Raw genomic sequence first — 20448 nt, forward strand, 5'->3', positions numbered from 1 at the left:
CCGGGTCGCGGGGAGGCTGGACCCGGCCCCGCCGTGCGCCGCGCGGGCGTCAGTACACCAGGCCCTGGGAGAGCGCCTGCTTGGCGTTGGCCGAGGTGAAGTGCCCGTCCTTGATGATGACGTCGGCGGGCACCCCCGTGGTCCCGTAGAAGTTCTCCAGCGACTGGATCGCCAGCGGGCCGAACCGCGGGTTGGTCTCGATGTCGGCCACCAGCGCGCCGGACGCCACGTCCTGGACCGCCTGCTGGGTGCCGTCGATGGAGACGACCTTGATGTCCTTGCCCGGGGTCTTGCCGGCCGACTTGATCGCCTGGAGCGCGCCGAGCGCCATCTCGTCGTTCTCGGCGTAGACCGCGTTGATGTCCGAGTGGGCCTGGAGCAGTTGCTCCATCACCTTCTGGCCGTCGGTCTGGGTGAAGTTGGCGGTCTGCGAGGCGACCACCTTGATGTTCGGGTACTTCTTCTTGATCTCGTCGTTGAAGCCCTTGGTGCGGTCGGTCGAGACGTTGTTGCCCGGGGTGCCGGTGAGGACCGCGACGTGGGCGGTGCCGTTGGTCGCGGTGCCGAGGTCGTCGGCGGCGATCCGGGCCTGTCCGGAGAAGTCCGAGCCGATGAAGGCGATGAAGTCGCCGCAGGCGGTGCCGGTGACGGTCCGGTCGATGGTGAGCACCGGGATCTTCTTCGACTTGGCCTGCGCCAGCGCGGGGCCGAGCCCGTCGGAGTTCTCCGGCGCCACGATCAGCACCTTCGCGCCCTGCGCGATCATGTCCTCGATCTGCGAGTTCTGCGCGTTGACGTCCGCGTTGGCGTTGCGCTCGATCAGCTTGACGCCCTTGGCCTTCGCCTCGTTCTCGATGCTCTTGGTCTCGGTCGCGCGGAACGGGTTGCTGGTCGACTCCGACTGGGAGAAGCCGACGATGGTCTTCCCGTCGGTGATGTCCAGCTTCGGGACCCCGCCGCCGTAGGTCTGGTAGGTGCAGGCCGGGCCGCTCGCACTGGCCGTGGGGGTGTCGGTCTGCTGGGCGGCGGCGGAGTTGTCCGCGGACGCGGACTTGTCGGAACCGGCGGAGTCGTTGCCGGAGTTGGTGCAGGCGCTCGCGGCCAGGCACAGGCCGGCGGTGAGTACCGCGGCGGCGGTCCTGGCCCGGAGGGAGACGTTCATGCGCCGATCACATCCTCGTCGATGCGGGAAGAAATGGGGGGTGCAAAGCGCAGCGGTGCTGCACGGACGGGGCGAGCACGGGACGCCGGACAGCGCGTCCTTTACAACGATGTAGAGGACCTTGGGGGATTGACGACCACGTGTCAAGAGTCCCGTACGACTCAGCCAGGACCCGGGTTTCTTTGCCGCGTGGACTGGACACGATCCCGCTGTCGTGCTGTCATTTCCCTGCCCGGCTTTACATCGTTGTACGCCCCGGTGCGCCGCCGATGTGTGATCCACTGACGGGCGCCGGCGGTGGTGCCTCCGCCGCCGGCGCTCCCCCCTCCCGTCCCGCCCGCTCCTCGCCGCACTCCCCGCGCTCCCCGCACTCCTCGCGCGGTCGCCGTACCGCTTCGCGCGCCTCCTACAGGAAGCGCCACAGGTGGTCGTCGGTCCGGCTGTCCTCGAACTGCACCACCTGCGCGCTGTCGGCGGTGGACATGCCGTCCACGCCCAGCACCAGCCCGCTGTTGCCGTTGCGGACCCGGAACCAGCCGTCGCCGTTGTCGATCAGATGCCAGTAGTGGTCCGCGGTTCCGTTGTCGTGGTACTGCTGCACCTGGACGCTGTCGGCCTGCGAGGCGCCCGCGACGGCCAGCAGCAGCCCGCTGTTGCGGTTCTTCACCGTGAAGCGGTTGTCGCCCACCTCGGTGAACTGCCAGTCGTGGTCGGCGGTTCCGTTGTCGGTGAACTGCACCACGTTCGCGCTGTCCGCGGTGGACATGCCGTCCACGCCCAGCACCTTGCCGCTGTTCTTGTTCTGCACCCGGTACCAGGTGCCGCCGTCCACGATCGCCTGACGCGCCGTCACATCCCATTGCAGGATGCCCGCGGACACCCCCGGCGCGAGCTGCGCCACCACCCGCACCGCCGCCGTCGTCACCGGCGTGAACGCCACGGAGTTGAAGCCGTCGAGCGCCGTGCCGTAGTCACCCGCGCCGGCCACCTGCTGCCAGGACCCGTCACCCGCCTGGTACTCCACGTGCCAGGACGCCGGCACCCGGCACTGGCCGTGCCCGGTGTCGTCGTACCAGTAGACCGACGCGCCCGAGACCGTCACCGGCGCGGAGTAGCCGTACTGCACCCACTCGCTGCTGCCGGTGTGGTCCCACCAGGTGAACCGCGGATGCGACTGGTCGTAGGAACTGCTCGGCGTGTAGGCGCTGTTGAGGGCGTTCACGGTGTCGCCGGAGAAGCACCAGGAAGCGGTGGGGGTGGCCGGCAGCTGCCAGGGGCGGCCGCCGGCGCCGACCGTCGGGAAGGAGGTGATGCGCAGCGCGGCAGCGCCCATCGGGATCAGCGTCACCGTGGTGGCCGGCTCCGAGGTGTCCACCGGGCTCGGCTGGAGCGTGGTCACCACGTCCTGGGTGTCCGCCTGCCAGTTGGGGATCGCCTTGGCCTGCGCGGTCATCGCCACCGGCGTGCCCTCCGGCGTGAACGGGTTGCCGCTCGCCCCGGTGCTGGTGGCCGTGAACGTGCCCGGCACCAGGCCGTAGTTCCACGCGGAGGTCGGGAAGACCTGGTACTCCGCCCAGTGCGAGGACGGGTCGTTGTGGCGCAGGAAGTTCTGGCCGATCCTCAGCGCGTACGTCAGCGGGCCGCGGTGCACCGACAGCGAGTCGTGGTTCTGCGTCCAGGTGGTGGTGGCGACCGCCATCGGGAAGGTGACGGTGACCGTGTCGCCGCCGGTCCAGGTGCGGTTCACCGCCACGTACCCGGCGCCGCCGGACGCGCTCACCGAGGCGCCGTTGACCTTCACCGACGGGGCCTCGCACCAGGCCGGGACCCGCAGGTAGAGCGGGAAGGCGGCGCTGCCGGACATCGCCAGCGCCAGCGAGACGCTGCCGGTGAACGGGTAGTTCGTCGTCTCGGTGACCGTCACCGCGGTGCCGCCCGAGCCCACCTTCGCGGTCACCTTCGTCGGCGCGTAGAGCACCGCGGCCAGGCCGTTGTCCGCCGTCGCCAGCCAGGCGTTCTCGGTGAAGTACGCCCAGCCCTGGCCGTAGTTGTGCGGGCAGCAGCGGTACTTGTCCACGCCGAGCAGGTACGCCTGCATCGAGAAGGTGTTGTCGAACTGGTGCAGGGTCTTGTCGTAGTCGTCCAACTGCACCTGGTTGGCGGCGGTGGCGTAGTGCAGCGCGGTGTGCCCCGGTTCCATCGCGGCCGGCAGCGAGTTGAACGCCAGCGTCTCGGTGCCGTCGGCCCAGCTGGGGTCGCCGGTCATCCGCGCCATCGACTCGAAGCTCTGCATGTACTCGACGATCCCGCAGGTCTCGAAGCCCTGCCGCGGATCGCCGTACCCGGGACGGGCGTTCTCGTCCCCGGCGAACCCGCCGCCGCTGAACTGCCCGTAGGTGCCCTGGATCGTCGCGTAGTCCTGGTACGACGCCTGCGTCAGCGACGCGTCCCCGCGCAGCGCGGCGAAGGCCGGCTCGGTGAAGCCCTGCGCCAGGTTCACGTTGTGCAGCGACGGCAGGTTGTTCACGTAGTTCGCGCTGTACTGGTGGATCTTGTCGGCCAGGTCGAGCAGCATGCCGTCCCCGGTCCTGGCGAACAGCCAGTGCAGCGAGTGCAGCGTCGTCGCCCAACGCACCGAGCCCCAGCTCTGGTTGAACGCCGAGGCGCCGAAGGTGTTCTGGTAGCCGAAGAACTTCGTCAGGAACGGCACGATGCGGCTGTCGCCGGTGTACTCCTGATACGTGCACAGCGCCTGGAGCATCGGCATGAACGGCCAGAAGTCCGGGCCGCCGCCGAGCGAGGTGCGCAGCGACGTCGGGCCGAAGAAGCCGTCCGGCTGCCCGGTGGCCAGCACGCCGTTCACCCACGTGTCGGCCTTCGCGCGCAGGCCGGCGTCCCCGGTCACCCCGGCCAGACCTGTCAACCCCCGCACCCAGTAGGGCACTTCCTCCCAGCCGACCTGATCCGGGTGGAACCACCCGGTGCTGGAGGTGTCCAGGAAGTGCGACACCTCGTCGTAGCGGCCGGCTATCCCGTCAGCCTCCAGGGCGAGTTGCTGCGCCAGCCAGCCCGACGCGGTGACGCTGCCGGTGGGCAGCTTCAGGAACGGCGTGCGGGTCAGGCCGGCGGGATACGGGTGGTACAGGCCGCCGCCGGAGGTGTCACCGACCAGCACCACCCCCGGACCGCCGCCGGCAGCGGCCCAGGAGGAGGTGACCATGCGGCCGGCGAACGCCACGGTGCCGAGGGCGACCGCGCCGCCGCGAAGGAAGGTACGACGATCCATGGACGTGCTCCCTGCTGTCGAGGTGGGGGGTGAGGGCGGCCCGGATCAGATCAGGCGCCAGAGGTGGTCGGTGGTGCCGTTGTCCGTCCACTGGGTGACCTGGGCCGCGTCGGCGGTGGAGGCACCGTCCACGGCGAGCAGCTTCCCCGACCGCACGTTCACGATCTTCGACCAGCCGTCGCCGTTGTCGACGATCCGCCAGACGTGGTCGGGCGTGCCGTTGTCCTGGTACTGCTGCACGTGCGCGCCGTCGTCCAGGCTCTGGTCATGGACGGCCAGCACCTTCCCGCTGTTGCGGTTGGCGATCCGCACCGTGCCGTCGCCGTTGTCCAGCAACGTCCAGACGTGGTCGGCGGTGCCGTTGTCGGCGTACTGCGTGACCTCCGCGGAGTCCGCCAGCGACATGCCGGAAACGGCCAGCACCTTCCCGGAGTTCTGGTTCTGGATACGGCACCAGACCACCGTCGACGCGGCCGGCGGCAGCACCAGCGCGAACATCCCGCCGACCACCGGCCGGCACTGGAAGCCGCGCTGCGCCGCGCTCGCCACGGTGTACCAGTCGCTGAACGGCACCCGCTGCGGCGTGGTGTCGGCGAATCCGTACACCCCCTCGACCAGCGCGTCACGGATGCCGCCGTGGTCGGCCAGCCACGCGGCCGTCCACAACTCCCAGTCGCCCTTGGTGTAGTCGTTGCGCGGATCGAGGACCACGCCGTACCCGCCGGCCTGCGAGGCGTACCACGCCGCCTCCCGCGCGGCGGTGCCGGTCGGCACCAGGTCCAGGCCGAGCAGCCGGTCGGGGAAGCCGTTGTACTTCAGGCTCCAGGTGCCGTCCTGGTCGTAGGCGAGCTTGAGGTGCGCGCCGGAGGAGTCCGCGGCCAGCGTCGTCCACTGGCTGACGTAACCGCGCGCGACGGTCGCGTAGTGCGCGGCGTCGGAGCCGTTGCCCGCGGCAGCCGCCACCACGCCCATCGCGCCGATCCCGATGATGCCCTTCAACGCGAGGTTGGCGCTGTGCGCGATGAACCCGGTGAAGTCGTCGGTCTGGTTCTGGAACCCCGGGTCGAGCGCGTTCGCCGTCAGGTACTCCGCCCACTGCCGCAGGATCGGGTAGTGGGCCGTGGCGAACGACGACGCGTCCGCGGCCGGCAGCCGCTGGATCAGCGCGGCCGCCATGATCAGCGTGTTCGCCGACTCCTCGACCGGCATGTCCTCCTCGTCACCGTCGTTGTGCCCGGTGGCGTTGGGGTAGGAGGAGCCCAGGTCGTGCTCGGCGAACTCCTTGGGCCAGCCGCCGTGTTCGGGGTAGTCCAGCAGCGGCTCCAGCAGCAGCCGCAGGTAGTCGGGGGACAGGTACAGGTAGGCCGGGAACGCCGGGTAGACCAGGTCGATCGTCGACATGTTCCCGTCGGAGGAGATCTCCTTCAGGAACGCCCACGGGCTGCCGCCCCGGTCCACCAGCTCGGTGCCCGCCACCGCCTGCCGCAGCGCCAGCGCGCACACCGCCGCGTAGTGCTCGCCGGTGGTGCCGCCGCCCACCGCCGCGGCCGCGTCGTCGTGCACGCGCTGGTCGAGCGCGGTCGCCGCCGACAGCGCCGCGGCGTGGTCGGCGTCGAACCACTGCACCATGTCCGTCCACGACGACCAGTAGTGCGTCCACCACGGCTGCAACTGCGTGCCGAGGTAACTCACCGCCGGAGTACGGACATGCCCCAGCGTCGCGGTGAACTCCGCGGACGGCGTGCCGGGTTGGACCGTGCCGAAGTCGCGGTTCAGGCCGAGTACCGGCCAGCGGTCGCTGATCGCCCGCGGCTGCCCGCTGTCGACGGTCCCGGCCAGCTGCCCGCCGCCCGCCGACGCGGCCCGCACCACCGTGTCCTGCCCGATCTGCCAGGTCACCCCGGAGCCGGTGGACGCGGCGAGCACCAACTGCCCCCAGGACGCCTGGTCGCCGTTCTCCTGGAGTACGCCCGGCGTCGCCGGCTGCGCGGTGAGCACGGTCATCGCGCCGGCCTGCTGCTGTGCCCACGTGATCGGCGTGGAGGTGTCGCCGTGCACCCACTCGCCCGACACGTCCAGGTGCACGTCCACCGCGTGCGGCTGCCCGTCGCCGCTCTCGGCCCGCACGGTGACGTACGACAGCGGCACCGACTGGCGCCGCAGGTCGCCGAGGTCGACGGGGGAGAGGAACGTGACGGTCAACGTCACGCCGCCGCCGCTGAGTCGGTACACGGAGCGGGTGGCGGTCAGTTCGAGCGAGACCTGCGTCATCGGCGTGAGGGCGGGACCGTCGGGGAGGCTGGGGGCGCCGGCGAAGACGTAGGCGGCGCCGTCGATCCGGGCCAGGCCGCACAGCGCGGTGACGTGGCCGTTCCAGAAGGTGGACCAGGTGCCGGCGAGGTTGTCGGCGGGCAGCCAGGTCGAGAGGTAGGGCGAGCGGACCGCCAGCGGTACGGCGGGCGGCCGCAGCGGCGCGAACGTGGAGGCGGGCGCGGCGGCTGCCGCGTGGGCGCCGAGCGGGGCCGCGCCCGGTGCGGCGGCGTTGGCGGTGGCGGCCGCGGCGGTGCCTGCGGTCAGCCAGCCTCCGGTCGCGGCGGCCGCGGTCAACGCGCCTGCCCACGCGAGGAGTTCACGGCGTCCGGGGTGGGGGGACCGGGTGTCGTCGGAGGTCACGGTGATCCGTTTCTGCGGGAGGGGCGCGGAAGTGGGGGGAACGGAGGTGGGGGCACGGAGGAGCACGGAGGTGGGGGGCACGGGGACACGCGGAGGGGTGCGCACCGGCCGCTGAGGCCCGGCGTCGTGCTGTTCCAACGTTGCAAAGAAGGGCGCCAACCGGCATGACAGCACTTGAGGTTGGGCCTGTCCATACCCCGCGCAGAAGTCGCCCCGGACGTTCACGCCGTGAGCAGGCGTCACCTCAGCATCACCGCACGTCCGCGCGGGTGCGGTCGCGCGCCGCGGAGAGCGGCGGTCCGGCGGTTTACAACGTGCGCAAAAACGGGCCCGCGCGGCGGGTGGGAGCCGCCGCCCGGCGCCGGCGGTCGTGCGCCACGCGGCCGTGCCGCGCGACGGTGCCGGGCGGCTCCCCGGCGCGACTGCCCGCCGCCCGGCGCCGCCCCCGCCGCGGCGGCCCCGGCTGTGACCTGCGCGGCGACCCCCGCTGTGACTCCTGCCGGGGCGGTCCGGGAATTCGCACGGTTCCGTTGACAAGCGTCGGGCTCACCCCTTTTGCTTGCCCTTGTCGCCGGGCTCCCGGGGGTCCGGGGTCCCGCGGGGCGAACAATGAGGACTATCCATTTCCGGTGCGGACGGCGTATAGTTTGACAACGTTGTCACGCGGGTGGCGACGGCAGCGTGGTGTGGGGCTGGACGCTGCTCTCATGACCCGTGGGCGGGGCCGATGTCAGGCGGCTCCGCCCACGATTTTCCGGGGCTTACGGGCTTACGGCTCCCGGGCTTCGGGGCTTCGGGGCCGCGGGGGCTCCGCGGTAGCCGCGGGTGTTCCGGTGTTCGGTGTTCGGTGTTCCGGTGGGGGCCTGGCGTCACCGCACCCGCTCGGCGAGGAAGTCCTCCCAGCTCCGGGTGCCCTTGTCGGCGTCGAGGTCGAGGTTGGCGCCGGCGCGGTAGGCGCGGCCGGGGCCGCCGGGGACGCGCACGGGGAACATCGGGCGGCGCTTGCCGCGGGCCTGGAGATAGCCGCGGGTCAGATCCGCCATCGTGTACACGCGCGGGCCGGCCAGGCCCGCGACCAGGCCGGCCGGGTCGCCCCCGGCCAACTCCACCAGCCGCGCGGCCACATCGCGGGCGTCGACCGGCTGGAGCCGCAGGCCGCCCGGCGCGGGGACCAGCGGCAGCCTCGCCAGCGCCCGCACGGCGGTCAACGTCAGGTCGTGGAACTGCGCGGCGCGCAGCACCGTCCATGGCACCCCGGAGTCGGCCACCGCACGCTCGGCGCCGAGCTTGGCGCGGAAGTAGCCGATCGGGACCTTGTCCGCGCCGATCACCGAGATGCACACGAGGTGCCGTACCCCGGCGTGGGCGGCCGCTCGCGCGAGGTTCCGGGTCGCCGCGTCGTCGCCCTTGGCGCTGCCCGCCAGGTGCAGGACGACCTCGGCGCCGGCCACGGCCGGCTCGATCCCCTCGTCCTTGAGCAGGTCGCCGACGACGTACTCGACTCCGTCCGTGTCCGGCCGGGCCTGCCGGCTGAGGCTGCGCACCTTGTACCCGGCGGCGCACAGCAGCGGCGTCACGTGCCGGCCCAGCGTGCCCGTACCGCCGGTGAGCAGAATGGCTGAGGTCATGGCTTCTCCGAAGTCGTCCCGACCCGGGCGGCGCCCGGCTGACCTCCCGGTTTTCGGAGGTCTATGGTGTTGACACGCGGCGATCGAGGAACGTGACGGGGGACGGGCCGATGGAGGACGACGCCGCTTTCGCGGAGCGTTTCGAGGGGGAGCGGGGGCGGCTGCGCGGCATCGCCTACCGCATGCTGGGCTCGGCGAGCGAGGCCGAGGACGCCCTTCAGGAGGCGTGGTTGCGGGCGAGCCGGGCCGGCACGGACGGGATCGCGAACCTGCCTGGCTGGCTGACCACGATCGTCACGCGGATCTGCCTGAACATGCTGCGTGCCCGCGAGTCGCGGCGCGAAGAACCCCTGGAGGCGCACCTGCCCGGGGCGGGAGCCGGTGGCGCGGACGCGGCCGCGCCCGGACATCGGGAGGACGGGCCCGACCCCGAGGACGAGGCGGTGTTCGCCGAATCGGTCGGGCTGGCGATGCTCGTGGTGCTGGACACGCTGGCGCCCGCGGAGCGCGTCGCGTTCGTGCTGCACGACCTGTTCGCGATGCCGTTCGACGAGATCGGCCCGATGATCGAGCGGTCGCCGACCGCGGCCCGGCAGCTCGCCAGCCGCGCCCGGCGCCGGGTACGGGGCGGCACGGCGGCCGAGTCGCCGTCCGAGGCAGAAGCGGCCGCGCGGGCCGGTCAACGGCGGGTGGTCGAGGCGTTCCTGGCCGCTGCCCGCGGCGGCGACCTCCAGGCGCTGGTCGAGCTGCTCGACCCGGACGTGGTGCTGCGCGCGGACCGCCAGGTGGTGCCGACGCCCGAGCCCGTCGTCCTGCGCGGGGCGCGGCACGTCTCCCAGGGGGCGTTCGCGGCGGCGGCCCGGGTGCCGTTCAGCGCGCCGGCGCTCGTCGACGGCTCGGTGGGGCTGGTGATGGCGCCGCTCGGCCGGCTCGTGCTGGCGCTCGCGTTCACGGTCGACGGCGGCCGGATCACCGCGATCGACGTCGTCGCGGACCCGGAGCGCCTGCGCGACATGCGGTTCGGGGTCCTGGAGGGGTAGGCCGTGCCGGGAAATCCCTTGCCGGCGGCCGGTCGTACGGGGCACTCTCGTGCCCGCGGCGCTCTCGTGCCCGCGGCGCTCTGCGCGTGAGCCTCGCCTCCTGCCTTCGGCGGGCGGCGTGTGCCCTGCGCCGTCCGTCTCGTGCGCACGGGACTCGCGCCCCGGGTGACCGCTCGCTGAGCCGCCGGGGCGGACGGCGGTTCTCCCGAACGCGGCCGAGCCCCACGTTCCGGGCGGCGGAGGCGGAAGAGCGCGGAAGGATGAGGGGACCGCGATGGCGGGAATGTCGGTGACCGTGTGTCTGCCGGCCGAGGCCGAGGGCGATGTGGAGGCGGCGCTGGACGCCGCCCTGGCGCCGTTCGACCTGAACGCCGACAACCCGCCCGACCGCGGCATGTGGGACAGGTGGCGGATCGCGGGCGGCAGCGACGGACACGGATTCGCCGTGGCCGAGGGGCATTTCGACGACCCCCGGTTGCTCCACGACACCTCCGGCCGGGACGGCACTGCGCTGCCGAACGTGCCAGGGGTGTGCGCCGGGGGAGCGCGCGCACTGCTCGACTTCGGCGACCCCCGGGCCAGCGCCGAGCGGGCGCGCGCGGCATCGTGGGACCTGTGGCACGAACTGTCGGCCGTCCATCCGCCCGCGCTGCCCCTGGCGGACTTCCTGCGCCGGGCGGAGGCCGATCCGCAGGCGTTCCCCGACGACCCGTACGGGGACGCGATGTTCGCCGCGTACCGGGAACAGCCGCTGATCCGGGCGTACTTGGACCACCCGTTCAGCCTGGGACAGGGATTTCTGGGCTACCCGCATCCGTCCGAGCACCCGGTGATCGGGTTCCGGGGCGACCGGGCGGACTACCTCCGGAGGCACCGGCCGACGGCCGACCCCGTGCGGCAGGAAGACGTGCTCACGCCGGACGGCTGGTGGATCGAGCCGAACGGGGCCTCGGTGCACGGCTCCTGCGATCCCCTGGACTGCGGCCACACCGCGCCGCCGGTCGGGCCGGACACCGAACGCTACCTCGCCGGGCTGCCGGGTGACACCGTGCTGGTGCGGCTGCGCGGGCACTGCTGACGTCGGGCGGTTGATCCGGGCCGGGAGCGTCGCCTGCTGGCCTCGCTCGCCGGCCTTGCCAGCCGGCCTCTTGCCCGCCGGTCTCTTGCCCGCCCGCCCGCGAGCGTCGACATCGGCGGTCGGGGGCGCCGGGCGAACCGGGTGAACCGGGTGAACCAGGTGAACCGGGTGAACTGGGTACCGGCCTTGATCCTGGGGGCCGTTCGCGGCAGTAGCCTGCGACGATGGAACACGTCAGCGATGTGCCCGAGGATCGTGCCCAGCCCGCCGACCCGACCGTGGTGAACGACTACGACAGCTTCGCCGAGGCGTACGCCGCGGAGAACGAGGACAACCTCGTGAACGCGTACTACGAGCGGCCCGCGATCCTGGATCTCGCCGGAGAGGTGGCCGGCCGCCGGATACTGGACGCCGGCTGCGGCTCGGGGCCCCTGTCCGCCGCGCTGCGCGAGCGCGGCGCCCTGGTCACCGGCATCGACTCCAGTGCCGGGATGCTCGCGCTGGCCCGGCGCCGGCTGGGCGACGGCACGCCCCTGCACGTGGTCGATCTGGCCGGCCCGCTGCCGTTCGCCGACGGCGCGTTCGACGACGTGGTCGCGTCCCTGGTCCTGCACTACCTGGAGGACTGGGGGCCGACGCTGGCCGAGATACGGCGCGTGCTCGGGCCCGGCGGCCGGCTGATCGCGTCGGTGGACCACCCGTTCGTCGCCTACACGCATCGGGAGCCGCGGCCCGACTACTTCGCGAGCGGCGAGTACTCCTTCACCTGGGTGCTCGGCGGGCAGCCCGCCCCGATGAGGCTCTGGCGCAAGCCGCTGCACGCGATGACCGACGCCTTCACCGCCGCCGGCTTCCGGCTGTCCGTCATCAGCGAGCCGCAGCCCGACCCGGCCGGCCGCGACCTGTTCCCCGACGGTTACCAGGGCCTTTTGACCACGCCCGGCTTCCTGTTCTTCGTCGTCGAGGTGCCGTGACGCGGAGGTGCTGTGACGTGCGGGTGCCGTGACGTGCGGGTGCCGTGACGCGCAGGTGCCGTGACGCGCAGGTGTCGCCCAGGCGATGCGACGTCCGAATCGTGCCAGCGTCCGCGCCTCCGCCCGAGCAGCATGATCCACGAACCGCCCGGAACAGCAAGAGGAGCAGGGGCAATCGTGGATCTGGAACTTGTGGACCGAGTCGCCGTCGTCACCGGCGCGTCGAAGGGCATCGGGCTCGCCGTCACGCGGTCGTTGCTGGCGGAGGGCGCGAAGGTGGTGGCGGTCTCCCGCCGGACGTCGCCGGAACTGGAGGAACTCGCGGGACCCGGCCTCCTCCACGTGCCGGCCGATCTGATGGACCCGCGGGCGCCGGGCCGGGTCGTGGACCGCGCGGTCGACCACTTCGGCGGGCTCGACGTCCTGGTGAACAACGCGGGCGGGCCGCCGCCCGGAATCGCCATGCCCCGCACGGGGTTCTTCGACGGTGACGACGCCGAGTGGCAGGCAATCTTCGAGTTCAACCTGTTCTCGGTCGTACGCATGATCCGCGCCGCGATTCCGCGGTTGGTCGAGCGCGGCGGCGGCTCGGTCGTCAACGTCTCCACCGGTTTGGCCCGTCAGCCCGCGAGCGTCAACATCGAGTACGGAGCCGCGAAGGCCGCGCTGTCCAACCTCACGAAGGTCCTGTCGGAGGAGTTCGGCCCCCGGGGAATCCGGTTCAACACGGTCTCCCCGGGTGCGGTGCTGACCGCGTGGTGGACGGAGAAGGGAGGAGCCGCGGACATCATCGCGGGCATGGCCGGCGCCGACCGTGACGCCGTCATGCAGACCGTGGCCCCGCAGATGATGGGGCAGCTGACGGGACGCCTGATCGATCCGCGGGAGGTCGCCGACGCCGTACTGCTGTTGGCCTCGCCGCGGTCGGCCAGCACGATAGGCGCCGACTTCGCGGTGGACGCGGGGTTCCAGAAGAGCGTCTGACGGAAGCGCCCGCCCCGCCGCCCCGCCGGTCCACCCCCTCTCGGCTCGGCCCCCTCCGATCACCGGTCGCCGGTCCGTGGATCGGGGGGCGGTTGCCGGGCGCGGAGCTGGCCGGGAGCCGGTTCTGGGGGCGAGCCGAGGCGTGATCATTACGCCCCTACGACGTAGGCGGGTGCCGTACGAGACCCCCGGACCTTCACGCATGCCGTGCGTGAGTGACGTCCCGCCAACCTTGGCATGCTTGGGGCGATGTGGAAGCTTCATCCGTTATGGCCGACATGTCAGAGTCGGCGGAAGTTGCAGAATCCGACCCCGTAGGCCGCTAGAGTGCCAGGTCAGAAAGTGTGCTCCCCGCACGCGCGGGGATGGTCCCGGTCAACCCTGTACGAGCTGATGGACACCGCCGTGCTCCCCGCACGCGCGGGGATGGCCCCGACCGGCACACCGACCTGTACCGCGAGCGTGTGTGCTCCCCGCACCCGCGGGGATGGTCCTCCTGGCACCACAGCTGCGGGGGTGTCAGGTCCCGCTCGGCGGCGGGATCAGGGTGTGGGCCCAGCGCCCTACGGAACTCGCTGAGGTAGCTCACCCACCGGGCCGAGCGGAGCTGTTCCCCGAGGTCGAGAGCATTCAGGGCCACCCGGGATGATCCGTCCAGGTCGCCGGCCCGGAGGTGGGCGTCGGCGAGCACCATGGTGGCGACGAAGCCGGAACGCACGGGGTTGCCGCTCATCGCACTGCCCTCGTGCTCGACGGCCTGCCGTGCCCGGTTCCTGCGAAGGGCCCACGGCTGGGTTCGAACCTGCGCGCACGGCTCCGGAGGCTGGGGGAGCCGTTGCTGTTTGCGTGGCACGGAGCTGGGCGGGAGCCGATTCTGGTGGCGAGCGGGGCGTGATCATTACGCCCCTAGAACGTGATCGACGGGCTCTGAGCATCAACGCGCAGCCGAATTGACTCTCTCCGACTGGCGTGATTTCCCATCCGCCGAAGAAGTCGTCGTGGACGCGGACCGTGAGCAGGGCCGGGCTGGTCCATGGTCCCTTGCCTGAACCTGTATCTGTCTCCGGCTGTGCGGAGCCGAGGTGAAAGGCGACGACAGCGGCCGCGCGGTCGGAGGTGGCGTAGCTGACGGTCTTGGGACGGTCCGGCTCCGTGGAGCCAAAGGTGACAGACGGTGGGCCGAACTCGGCCACGACCTCTTGCAGTGAGCGGTTGTTCCTCGACCAGGACGTAGCGGTGTCGACGACGGCCGAGTGCTCGGCGGGCGTAAGCGTACGGTCCAGCCGGAGCCAACCCCGGCGGTGAGCATCCTCCCCGTACAGGGACGCGACGACATGGACATCCGCGTCGGGAAAGCCCTGCCTCAGCATCGTTGACGGAGCCAGGCGCGCGTTCGTGTCGGGAATCCACACGTGGGCCCCGCGGCTCGGTTCGACCGCCGCGAGTCGATCGAGGAGGCGCACCACCGTTGGAGGCCGCCGAAGTCCTCGGGCAGGCGTAGTGCCCGGTTCAGCCGCTCCAGCAGACTCTCACGGTCGTGGTCGGTATCCACCATTCCCTCAGTAGCGATCGAGGAACGAACTTGGATACCGGATGAGACGCTGGGAGGTATGCCATCAGTCTGACTTTGCTTGTCCAGAGCGACAACGATGCGTCAGCGCTTCTTCTTGGTGGTCTTCTTGCCGGCTGCGCGGCGCTTGTTCGCCTCGTGTGCCGACCACGCGCCTTGATGATCCTGACAGCGTGATGAACCCTTCTTCGCTGGACGCTGGCAACTCGTCCCCTTCAGCGTAAGGGCGTGGCATTTCGGCTGGCGCTCTCCCACGGTTGCTCCTCTCAGGCTGACGATGGGCACAGGTTCCGCTGCCACGATCGCAGCGGGGCAACCGCCTCGGGAGGCGTGCGAACGGTGGTGAAGGAAGCACGGCAAGCGCGCAGCGGGTGCCGTGTCCCGCTCGGCACGATTCGAGCCTGGGCACACGGCTCTTGAGCGGGCAAGCTGTTGCCGTTTGTCGGCTGTTGAGCTGGGTGGAAGGACTGTGAGGCAGTTCAGGGCGGCGTGATCAATATGTCCCTACGACGCGAACCACCTGTCAGGTGCGGGAGGTGGGCCGTAGCGTCGGTTGTATGGCGAGCGGCGCCTCTGGCGGTGGCATGGCAGATGGCGGGGCTGCGGGCTTCACCGCGGAGGCAACGCTCGCGGTGCTCGAAGAAGCCTGTGCTACGGCCGGGTTGGACCCTGCGGGGGCGCGATTGGTCCGGCTCGGGTCCCACGCGGTCTACAACTTGTCCGACCTGCGCGTGATCGTACGTATCGCGGCCGACCCTGACGCCCTCGCCGAGATGCAGCGGGCCGTCCGTGTCGCGCGATGGCCGGCGGCAGAGGGCTTCCCCGCGAACAGGGTCGTGGCCGACGTGGCGCAGCCGCTTGTCGTGGGCGGGCGCGTGGTCACCTTCTGGGAGAGCGTCCAGGACGACGAGGAGTACGCGAGCGTCACGGAACTCGCCGACCTGCTCAAGCGGCTGCACTGGCTTGAGGAGCCGGAGTCACTGGAGTTGCCGTACTTCGATCCCTTCGCGAAGGTGCGTTCGTCTCTGCGGGGCCTGAGCGCGGGCGTGCAACCCGAGGACGTCAAGTTCCTCGCTGAGCGTGCTGACCGTCTGGAGAAGGACTACGGTCGGCTCGACTTCGTGCTGCCGTTCGGGCTGATCCACGGAGACGCGAACATCGGGAACATCCTCCGTGACCGTTCCGCCGCGCGGTGCTGATCGACCTCGACGGTTTTGCCCTGGCCCCTCGCGAGTGGGACCTTGTCCTCACTGCCGTCTACTACGACCGCTACGGCTGGCACACGCGTGAGCAGTACGAGTCCTTTGTCCATCACTACGGCTTTGACCTGATGAACTGGCCGGGCTATCCGGTCCTCGCCGACGTGCGCGAGCTGACGATGACCCCGTGGATGGGTGGAAAGGCTGCGGCTGAGTCGCGAGCCGCCGAGGAGTTCGTACGACGGGTGGAGCCCATCGGACGAACGGCAGCCGGCGCGACTGGGCCGTGTTCTGAGGCCGCAGATGGCGAAGGCTGGATGCTCCCGATGACAGTCCAGTGGAGTGGACTCAGCGGTTGAGATCGCGACTACCTAACGAGCCCTTCTGCGGCTTGACGGTAAGGTTCCGACTGGGCTTCCGCCAGTGTCCACAGAGCTGGCAGACCGTTCCTCCGAAGTTGGTCTTCTGCCTCCTGCTGGCAGGACAGCTCGAAGCGGGCGAGGCTGTCGAATGATCCGATACTGATGGCGGACGGCCAAGCTGCCACCGCCTCCGACGCCAAGTCGAGTCCCTGCGCTGCCGCTATGTCCTGCTGCTTCTGCTTCGTCAGCGCGACTACGACAAACACCACAATGCTCCAGCCTCTGACGAAGTCATGCCCCGCAAGTTCTGCCGGGTACCTGGCATCCAGAGACCAACTCTCGGCAAACGCAGAGCCGAGCAGCTCGTCGTCGAGCTCTCGACCGTCAAGAAACGACACGATGTTCGCCACTCCGGACATGATCCGGCTATAGCGGCCGACCAGGCCGGCGCCTTCCGTCAGTACCTGTGCAGCTCCGCCCAGCCGGATGGCCGCCGCGCAACACAGCGCCTCCCCGGCGACGTCGAACGTCTCGTGCACAAGCCCCCCAGTTCGTAGTCAGCCCTGTTGGAGTAACAGTCAGGCACGATAACGGCAGGGTCGCCATAGGAAACGACGTCCTGGAGCGCCCGGTCACTCGGACCTTGCGCCGGCAGCCAGCCACAAGCGGTGCTCGCCCGCCTGTTCCACCAGATCTCGGACGGCGCTGCTCTTGGCGTGCGGAGCCAGCGCGATCCGGAACTCGGCGAGATAGCTGACGCACCTGGCCGACCTCAGTTGCTCGCCCAGGTCCAGCGCGTCCAGCGTGACACGGCACGCTTCCTCCAACTCGCCGGCTCGAAGGTGCGCGTCAGCCAGCACCATGGTGGCGAAGAAGTCGGATCGGACGTGGCTGCCGCTCATGGCGTTGCGGGCGTGCTCGACAGCCTGGCGGGCGCTGTTGACGTCGCGGAAGCAGTGGGCGGCTTCGGCGGCGAGTTCGGCCTCGTCGAAGTAGGTGATCCACTCGGGTTCGTCGCCGTCGTTGCGGCGGTCGAGATGCGGTGCGGCCTCGGCCAGGGCGAGTTCGCAGGCGTGCCGGTCGCCGGTTCGGCAAGTGCTCGCGCTTCCATGGCGTGGAACTGGGCCATGAGCGTCGGGGTCGCAACGCCGGAGATGCCCATGCGGACGGCACGAGCGAGGGTTGCGGCCTGGGTGAAGTCCCCTAGGAAAGTGGCCTGGTGGCTCATCGCGGACAGGATGGTCCCGGCTAGGCCTTGTCCGGCCGATCATGTGCGGAGCCGGAGTGGATCTATCCTGAGCCACTGGGGGGTGCTGTGGAGCAGGATGTTCAGCTCGTGCGGGATTTGGTGGCGGCCTCGCCTGGATTCGAGGGCCTGTTTGAGTCCCACGTCTTCAACCAGGACGGTGTCCTGTCCCACGTGTTCTTCTGGGATGTGGTTCAGGAGACTGTCGCGTCGTTCCTGGGAGGAGATGGGACGGACTGGCGAGTCACGTTGCGGTTCCTGGAAGAGCAACTTCGACGCGATGTTCCTGAGGTGAGCGCGGTGATTGTCACCTCGTTCCTCTTCAGCTTGCCGTGGCCGGACCAGCCCGGATACGGCCTTGTCGACCACCTTGGTCCCGCCATGAGTGCGCAGTTTGCTCTGATCCGGCCGTCCGGCTAGGACTCGTCCGGCCGACGTGACTGCCGCGTGTCCAGGCCGTTGATACGGGCATGGGGCGGGGTGATCTGAGTGATGCCGAGTGGGAACGGCTGCGGCCGTTCCTGCCGGTCAGTAACAGGCGTTGTGGCCGGTGGCGTGATCACCGGCAGGTGATCGACGGGATTCTGCACTGGGTGCGGACTGGGGTGCAGTGGCGTGACCTGCCCGAACGGTTCGGGCCGTGGAAGACGGTTTACGAACGGCACCGGCTGTGGTCGGCCGACGGGACGTGGGAGCGTCTGCTCCAGCAGGTCCAGGCCGTGGCCGACGCCGCAGGCGAGATCGACTGGGACGTTTCGGTCGACTCAACCATCGTTCGTGCCCATCAGCATGCGGCGGGTGCCCGCACCGACCCGCCGCGGGCACCCGTTTCAAAGGGGGCCGAGGGGCCAGAACATCAGGACGAAACACCATGGCAGAGCCTGCACGGCCGCCTGGTGGAGGTGGTGCTGGAGGTGAGGGCCTGGGCCGGTCGCGGGGCGGGTTCACCACCAAGTTCCACCTGAGCGCGGACGGCGGCTGCCGCCCGCTGTCTCTGATCGTCACCCCAGGCCAGCGGGCGGATTGCACCCAGTTCCAGCCGGTGCTGGAGAAGATCCGCGTCCCGAAGCTCGGGCCGGGCATGCCTCGCAAGAAGCCTGACAGCGTCGCCGCCGACAGGGCATACAGCAACGGGCCCTGTCGTGAGTACCTGCGGCGCCGGGGCATCCGGCACACGATCCCGGAGAAGACCGACAGCCAGGCCGCCCGCCTACGCAAGGGCTCACGCGGCGGCCGGCCACCCAGCTTCGACGACGAGCGGTACAAGAAGCGCAACACCGTCGAGCGCGCCATCAATCGGCTCAAGCAGCACCGAGCGGTGGCCACCCGTTACGACAAGCGCCGCTACGTCTACCTAGGCACGGCAACCGCCGCAGCGCTCACCATCTGGCTCCGCACATGATCGGCCGGACAAGTCCTAGGCGGCGGTCTCAGCTGTCCTGGGCAAAGCGAAGTGACTGGAGGAAGTAACGCTGTGCGAGGCCGTGTTGGCCCGCGTCGTAGGACATCCATGCGCTGAGGTACTGCACCATCGCGTGCCGGGCGTGCTCGCGGCCGAACTGGTCGTCCAGCATTGCGAAGGTGTCGCCGGTGTACTTGATCACAGCTACGTCGGTGAGCCCGACGCGTGTCCCATTGCGGGTGTCGGCGGTCAGCGGTGCCGGTTCGGGGGTGACCAAGCAGCGCAACGAAGCGTCGCTCCATGCCGGTTCGGAGAGCGCGGCGTGGAGAAGGGGCTCGTATCCGTGGAGATCGGCGCGCCAGAGTTGGTCGACACCAGAAATTGCCGCTTCGGGGATGGCGGGATAGCGCACTTCGACGAGCGAGCCGTCCCGTACTCCGCTCGGAGACAAGCCCAGCTCAGCCGCACCGAGGTCCAGGGCACCCGCGAGCAGCAGACCGTAGAACTCGTCCGGCACGCTGTGCCCGTTCTCCCAACTCGCCAACCCCCGCTTGACGCTCGCGTCGGCCGGTAGGGCCTGCCCGCTCACCTGGGCGCGGCAGCGCAACTCGCTGACCAACCGAGGCTGACTCCAACCCCGCTGCTGGCGAGCCGCCTTGAGGCGTAAGCCGATCTGCTCCGGAGCGCCCGCCATCGTGCGCCCTCCCCGCCAGGATGTCATGTAGTTGCCCCACCCCGTACGTGTCTAAAGCCTGAAGTGATCGGGTGGTGAACCGCCTTCTGAGAGTCCCGGAGGAATCCTGGGATCTCGTCATGCGTCGCCCCGTTCGCGAGCTCGCCGTGCGTGTATCGGTCGAATGGCAGGATTCCAGCACATCCGCCCGTACTCCCCGGCATGCTGGCGCCCATGGATTCAGGAAACGGTGCGACTCAGCGGCTACGCCCCCTTGTTGAGGAGAACCGTCACAGGCAGCAGGAAGGGGTTTGATTCCGCCCCGGCACTTGGCTCCCGTGGTTGGAGCCGCACGGAGTGAGTGATGTGCTCGGGCAGGGTACGGCGGGTTCCACGTCCAAGGAAAGGTTGATCAGCCGGCAGGATCTGGCTCGCCTTTGTGATGAGGCCGGCGACGATCCTGTTGGTCTACGGCGGTTGTTCGTCGCTGTCATGATCTGGGGTTCGGGCGCCACCAACGGGCGCGGTCCGCGCTACACCGAAGTGGCATTGTCCGATCCGCGTCTCACCGGTGTTCTGTCCCGCACGGCCGCTCTGGTGCGGTCGGGTGATCTCGCATCCGCGTACACGCAATTTCGTATACGGGGGATCGGACGCCCCTTCTTCACCAAGTGGTTCGCGGCTGTGGACGACGGGTCTTCACGCGAGCGCGCACTGATCCTGGACAGTCGTGTTCTCCGGACCCTCAACGCTCTTGGTTGGGTCAGCTACAAGGCGGCAGGGACCAAAAACTGGCCCATCCGCTACGTGACCTACGTGCGTGCGATGCACTCATGGGCCGAAGTCTTGGAGGTGGAGCCGTCCTGGCTGGAATGGCTCATGTTCGATCTGAAGGGAGACGTTCCAGCGGAGGCGACGTGCTCTGCCTGACCGCTGCGGTCGCCTGGCCGCACCGGTGGCTCCGTAGGATTGGCAAGTCGCAGGACGGGGCTCGTGACCTGCCGCGTCAGCGCCGAAGATCAACCGCTATGACAACGTGATCACCGTCAGACGGCTGCCCCCAGCCGCATCCGGCCGCGCACATGAAAGGACCCCGCACCCAGCAACTTCGCTGGTGGCGGGGTCTGTCGGCGCCCTCTGCGAGGTGCCCCGGCCGGGTTCGAACCTGTGG

Annotated in this window: 14 protein-coding genes and 2 pseudogenes; 9 read left to right on the forward strand and 7 right to left on the reverse strand. The window is 70.1% G+C overall.

All coding sequences use genetic code 11. The features are described 5' to 3' along the window. Positions 1-49: 49 nt before the first annotated feature. From OG896_RS36025 to OG896_RS36040, 4 genes are all read right to left on the reverse strand, one after another. Positions 50-1162, reverse strand: a complete 1113-nt coding sequence (locus tag OG896_RS36025; RefSeq protein WP_329372153.1) for an ABC transporter substrate-binding protein — start codon at positions 1160-1162, stop codon at positions 50-52. A gap of 406 nt (positions 1163-1568) precedes the next feature. Next, the gene (locus tag OG896_RS36030) at positions 1569-4448 is read right to left on the reverse strand and encodes an RICIN domain-containing protein (RefSeq protein WP_329372154.1); all 2880 of its coding nucleotides are present in this window, start codon (positions 4446-4448) and stop codon (positions 1569-1571) included. Between the two features lie 45 nt (positions 4449-4493). Beyond that, complete coding sequence (locus tag OG896_RS36035; RefSeq protein ID WP_329372156.1) at positions 4494-7121, reverse strand: glutaminase domain-containing protein; 2628 nt, start codon at positions 7119-7121, stop codon at positions 4494-4496. 869 nt (positions 7122-7990) lie between these two features. After that, positions 7991-8749: an SDR family oxidoreductase gene (locus OG896_RS36040; protein ID WP_329372157.1), complete on the reverse strand. Its 759-nt coding sequence runs from the start codon at positions 8747-8749 to the stop codon at positions 7991-7993. Between the two features lie 110 nt (positions 8750-8859). On the opposite strand from OG896_RS36040, the gene OG896_RS36045 reads away from it, so the two are divergent. The 6 genes from OG896_RS36045 (at position 8860) to OG896_RS36070 (ending at position 15953) form a co-directional block, all read left to right on the forward strand. After that, on the forward strand, positions 8860-9789 hold the full coding sequence (locus tag OG896_RS36045; protein WP_329372159.1) for a sigma-70 family RNA polymerase sigma factor: 930 nt from the start codon (positions 8860-8862) through the stop codon (positions 9787-9789). Between the two features lie 274 nt (positions 9790-10063). Beyond that, a complete protein-coding gene (locus OG896_RS36050; RefSeq protein ID WP_329372160.1) occupies positions 10064-10867 on the forward strand; it encodes a hypothetical protein in 804 nt (267 codons plus the stop codon). 224 nt (positions 10868-11091) lie between these two features. Further along, positions 11092-11841, forward strand: coding sequence for a class I SAM-dependent methyltransferase (locus tag OG896_RS36055; protein WP_329372162.1), 750 nt, complete (start codon positions 11092-11094; stop codon positions 11839-11841). Positions 11842-12018: 177 nt separating this feature from the next. Further along, positions 12019-12825, forward strand: a complete 807-nt coding sequence (locus tag OG896_RS36060; protein WP_329372163.1) for an SDR family NAD(P)-dependent oxidoreductase — start codon at positions 12019-12021, stop codon at positions 12823-12825. A 2127-nt stretch (positions 12826-14952) separates the two neighbouring features. Further along, positions 14953-15594 carry a phosphotransferase gene (locus tag OG896_RS36065; RefSeq protein ID WP_329372165.1) on the forward strand — a complete coding sequence of 214 codons (642 nt, stop codon included), beginning with the start codon at positions 14953-14955 and terminating at the stop codon, positions 15592-15594. After that, positions 15588-15953 carry a hypothetical protein gene (locus OG896_RS36070; RefSeq protein ID WP_329372166.1) on the forward strand — a complete coding sequence of 122 codons (366 nt, stop codon included), beginning with the start codon at positions 15588-15590 and terminating at the stop codon, positions 15951-15953. Before OG896_RS36065 ends, OG896_RS36070 begins: the two co-directional genes overlap by 7 nt. A gap of 8 nt (positions 15954-15961) precedes the next feature. On the opposite strand, the gene OG896_RS36075 is transcribed toward OG896_RS36070, so the two are convergent. After that, a complete protein-coding gene (locus OG896_RS36075) occupies positions 15962-16495 on the reverse strand; it encodes a hypothetical protein (RefSeq protein WP_329372168.1) in 534 nt (177 codons plus the stop codon). 93 nt (positions 16496-16588) lie between these two features. After that, positions 16589-17208, reverse strand: a pseudogene (locus OG896_RS36080) (hypothetical protein); the annotation flags it as partial. Positions 17209-17271: 63 nt separating this feature from the next. On the opposite strand from OG896_RS36080, the gene OG896_RS36085 reads away from it, so the two are divergent. Further along, positions 17272-17622 carry a hypothetical protein gene (locus OG896_RS36085; protein ID WP_329372171.1) on the forward strand — a complete coding sequence of 117 codons (351 nt, stop codon included), beginning with the start codon at positions 17272-17274 and terminating at the stop codon, positions 17620-17622. A gap of 50 nt (positions 17623-17672) precedes the next feature. Continuing rightward, positions 17673-18604, forward strand: a protein-coding gene (locus tag OG896_RS36090) for an IS5 family transposase (protein WP_443057204.1) whose coding sequence is annotated in 2 segments (ribosomal slippage) — positions 17673-18005 and positions 18008-18604 — 930 coding nt in all. Because the reading frame shifts where the segments join, the coding sequence is not laid out codon by codon here. Positions 18605-18632: 28 nt separating this feature from the next. Here the strand turns inward: OG896_RS36090 and OG896_RS36095 are convergent. Beyond that, positions 18633-19298: a helix-turn-helix domain-containing protein gene (locus OG896_RS36095; protein ID WP_329372173.1), complete on the reverse strand. Its 666-nt coding sequence runs from the start codon at positions 19296-19298 to the stop codon at positions 18633-18635. 306 nt (positions 19299-19604) lie between these two features. Between OG896_RS36095 and OG896_RS36100 the strand changes: the two are divergent. After that, positions 19605-20207, forward strand: a pseudogene (locus OG896_RS36100) (8-oxoguanine DNA glycosylase OGG fold protein); the annotation flags it as partial. Between the last annotated feature and the right edge of the window lie 241 nt (positions 20208-20448).

Origin of the sequence: Streptomyces sp. NBC_00669 (assembly GCF_036226785.1) — a bacterium.
Lineage (GTDB): Bacteria > Actinomycetota > Actinomycetes > Streptomycetales > Streptomycetaceae > Actinacidiphila.

Excerpts from the sequence above, each read along its gene's own strand:
- OG896_RS36045 (WP_329372159.1), top strand. The coding sequence starts at position 8,860 with ATGGAGGACGACGCCGCTTTCGCGGAGCGTTTCGAGGGGGAGCGGGGG.
- OG896_RS36025 (WP_329372153.1), bottom strand. The coding sequence starts at position 1,162 with ATGAACGTCTCCCTCCGGGCCAGGACCGCCGCCGCGGTACTCACCGCC.
- OG896_RS36055 (WP_329372162.1), top strand. The coding sequence starts at position 11,092 with ATGGAACACGTCAGCGATGTGCCCGAGGATCGTGCCCAGCCCGCCGAC.
- OG896_RS36030 (WP_329372154.1), bottom strand. The coding sequence starts at position 4,448 with ATGGATCGTCGTACCTTCCTTCGCGGCGGCGCGGTCGCCCTCGGCACC.
- OG896_RS36065 (WP_329372165.1), top strand. The coding sequence starts at position 14,953 with ATGGCGAGCGGCGCCTCTGGCGGTGGCATGGCAGATGGCGGGGCTGCG.
- OG896_RS36040 (WP_329372157.1), bottom strand. The coding sequence starts at position 8,749 with ATGACCTCAGCCATTCTGCTCACCGGCGGTACGGGCACGCTGGGCCGG.
- OG896_RS36050 (WP_329372160.1), top strand. The coding sequence starts at position 10,064 with ATGGCGGGAATGTCGGTGACCGTGTGTCTGCCGGCCGAGGCCGAGGGC.
- OG896_RS36095 (WP_329372173.1), bottom strand. The coding sequence starts at position 19,298 with ATGGCGGGCGCTCCGGAGCAGATCGGCTTACGCCTCAAGGCGGCTCGC.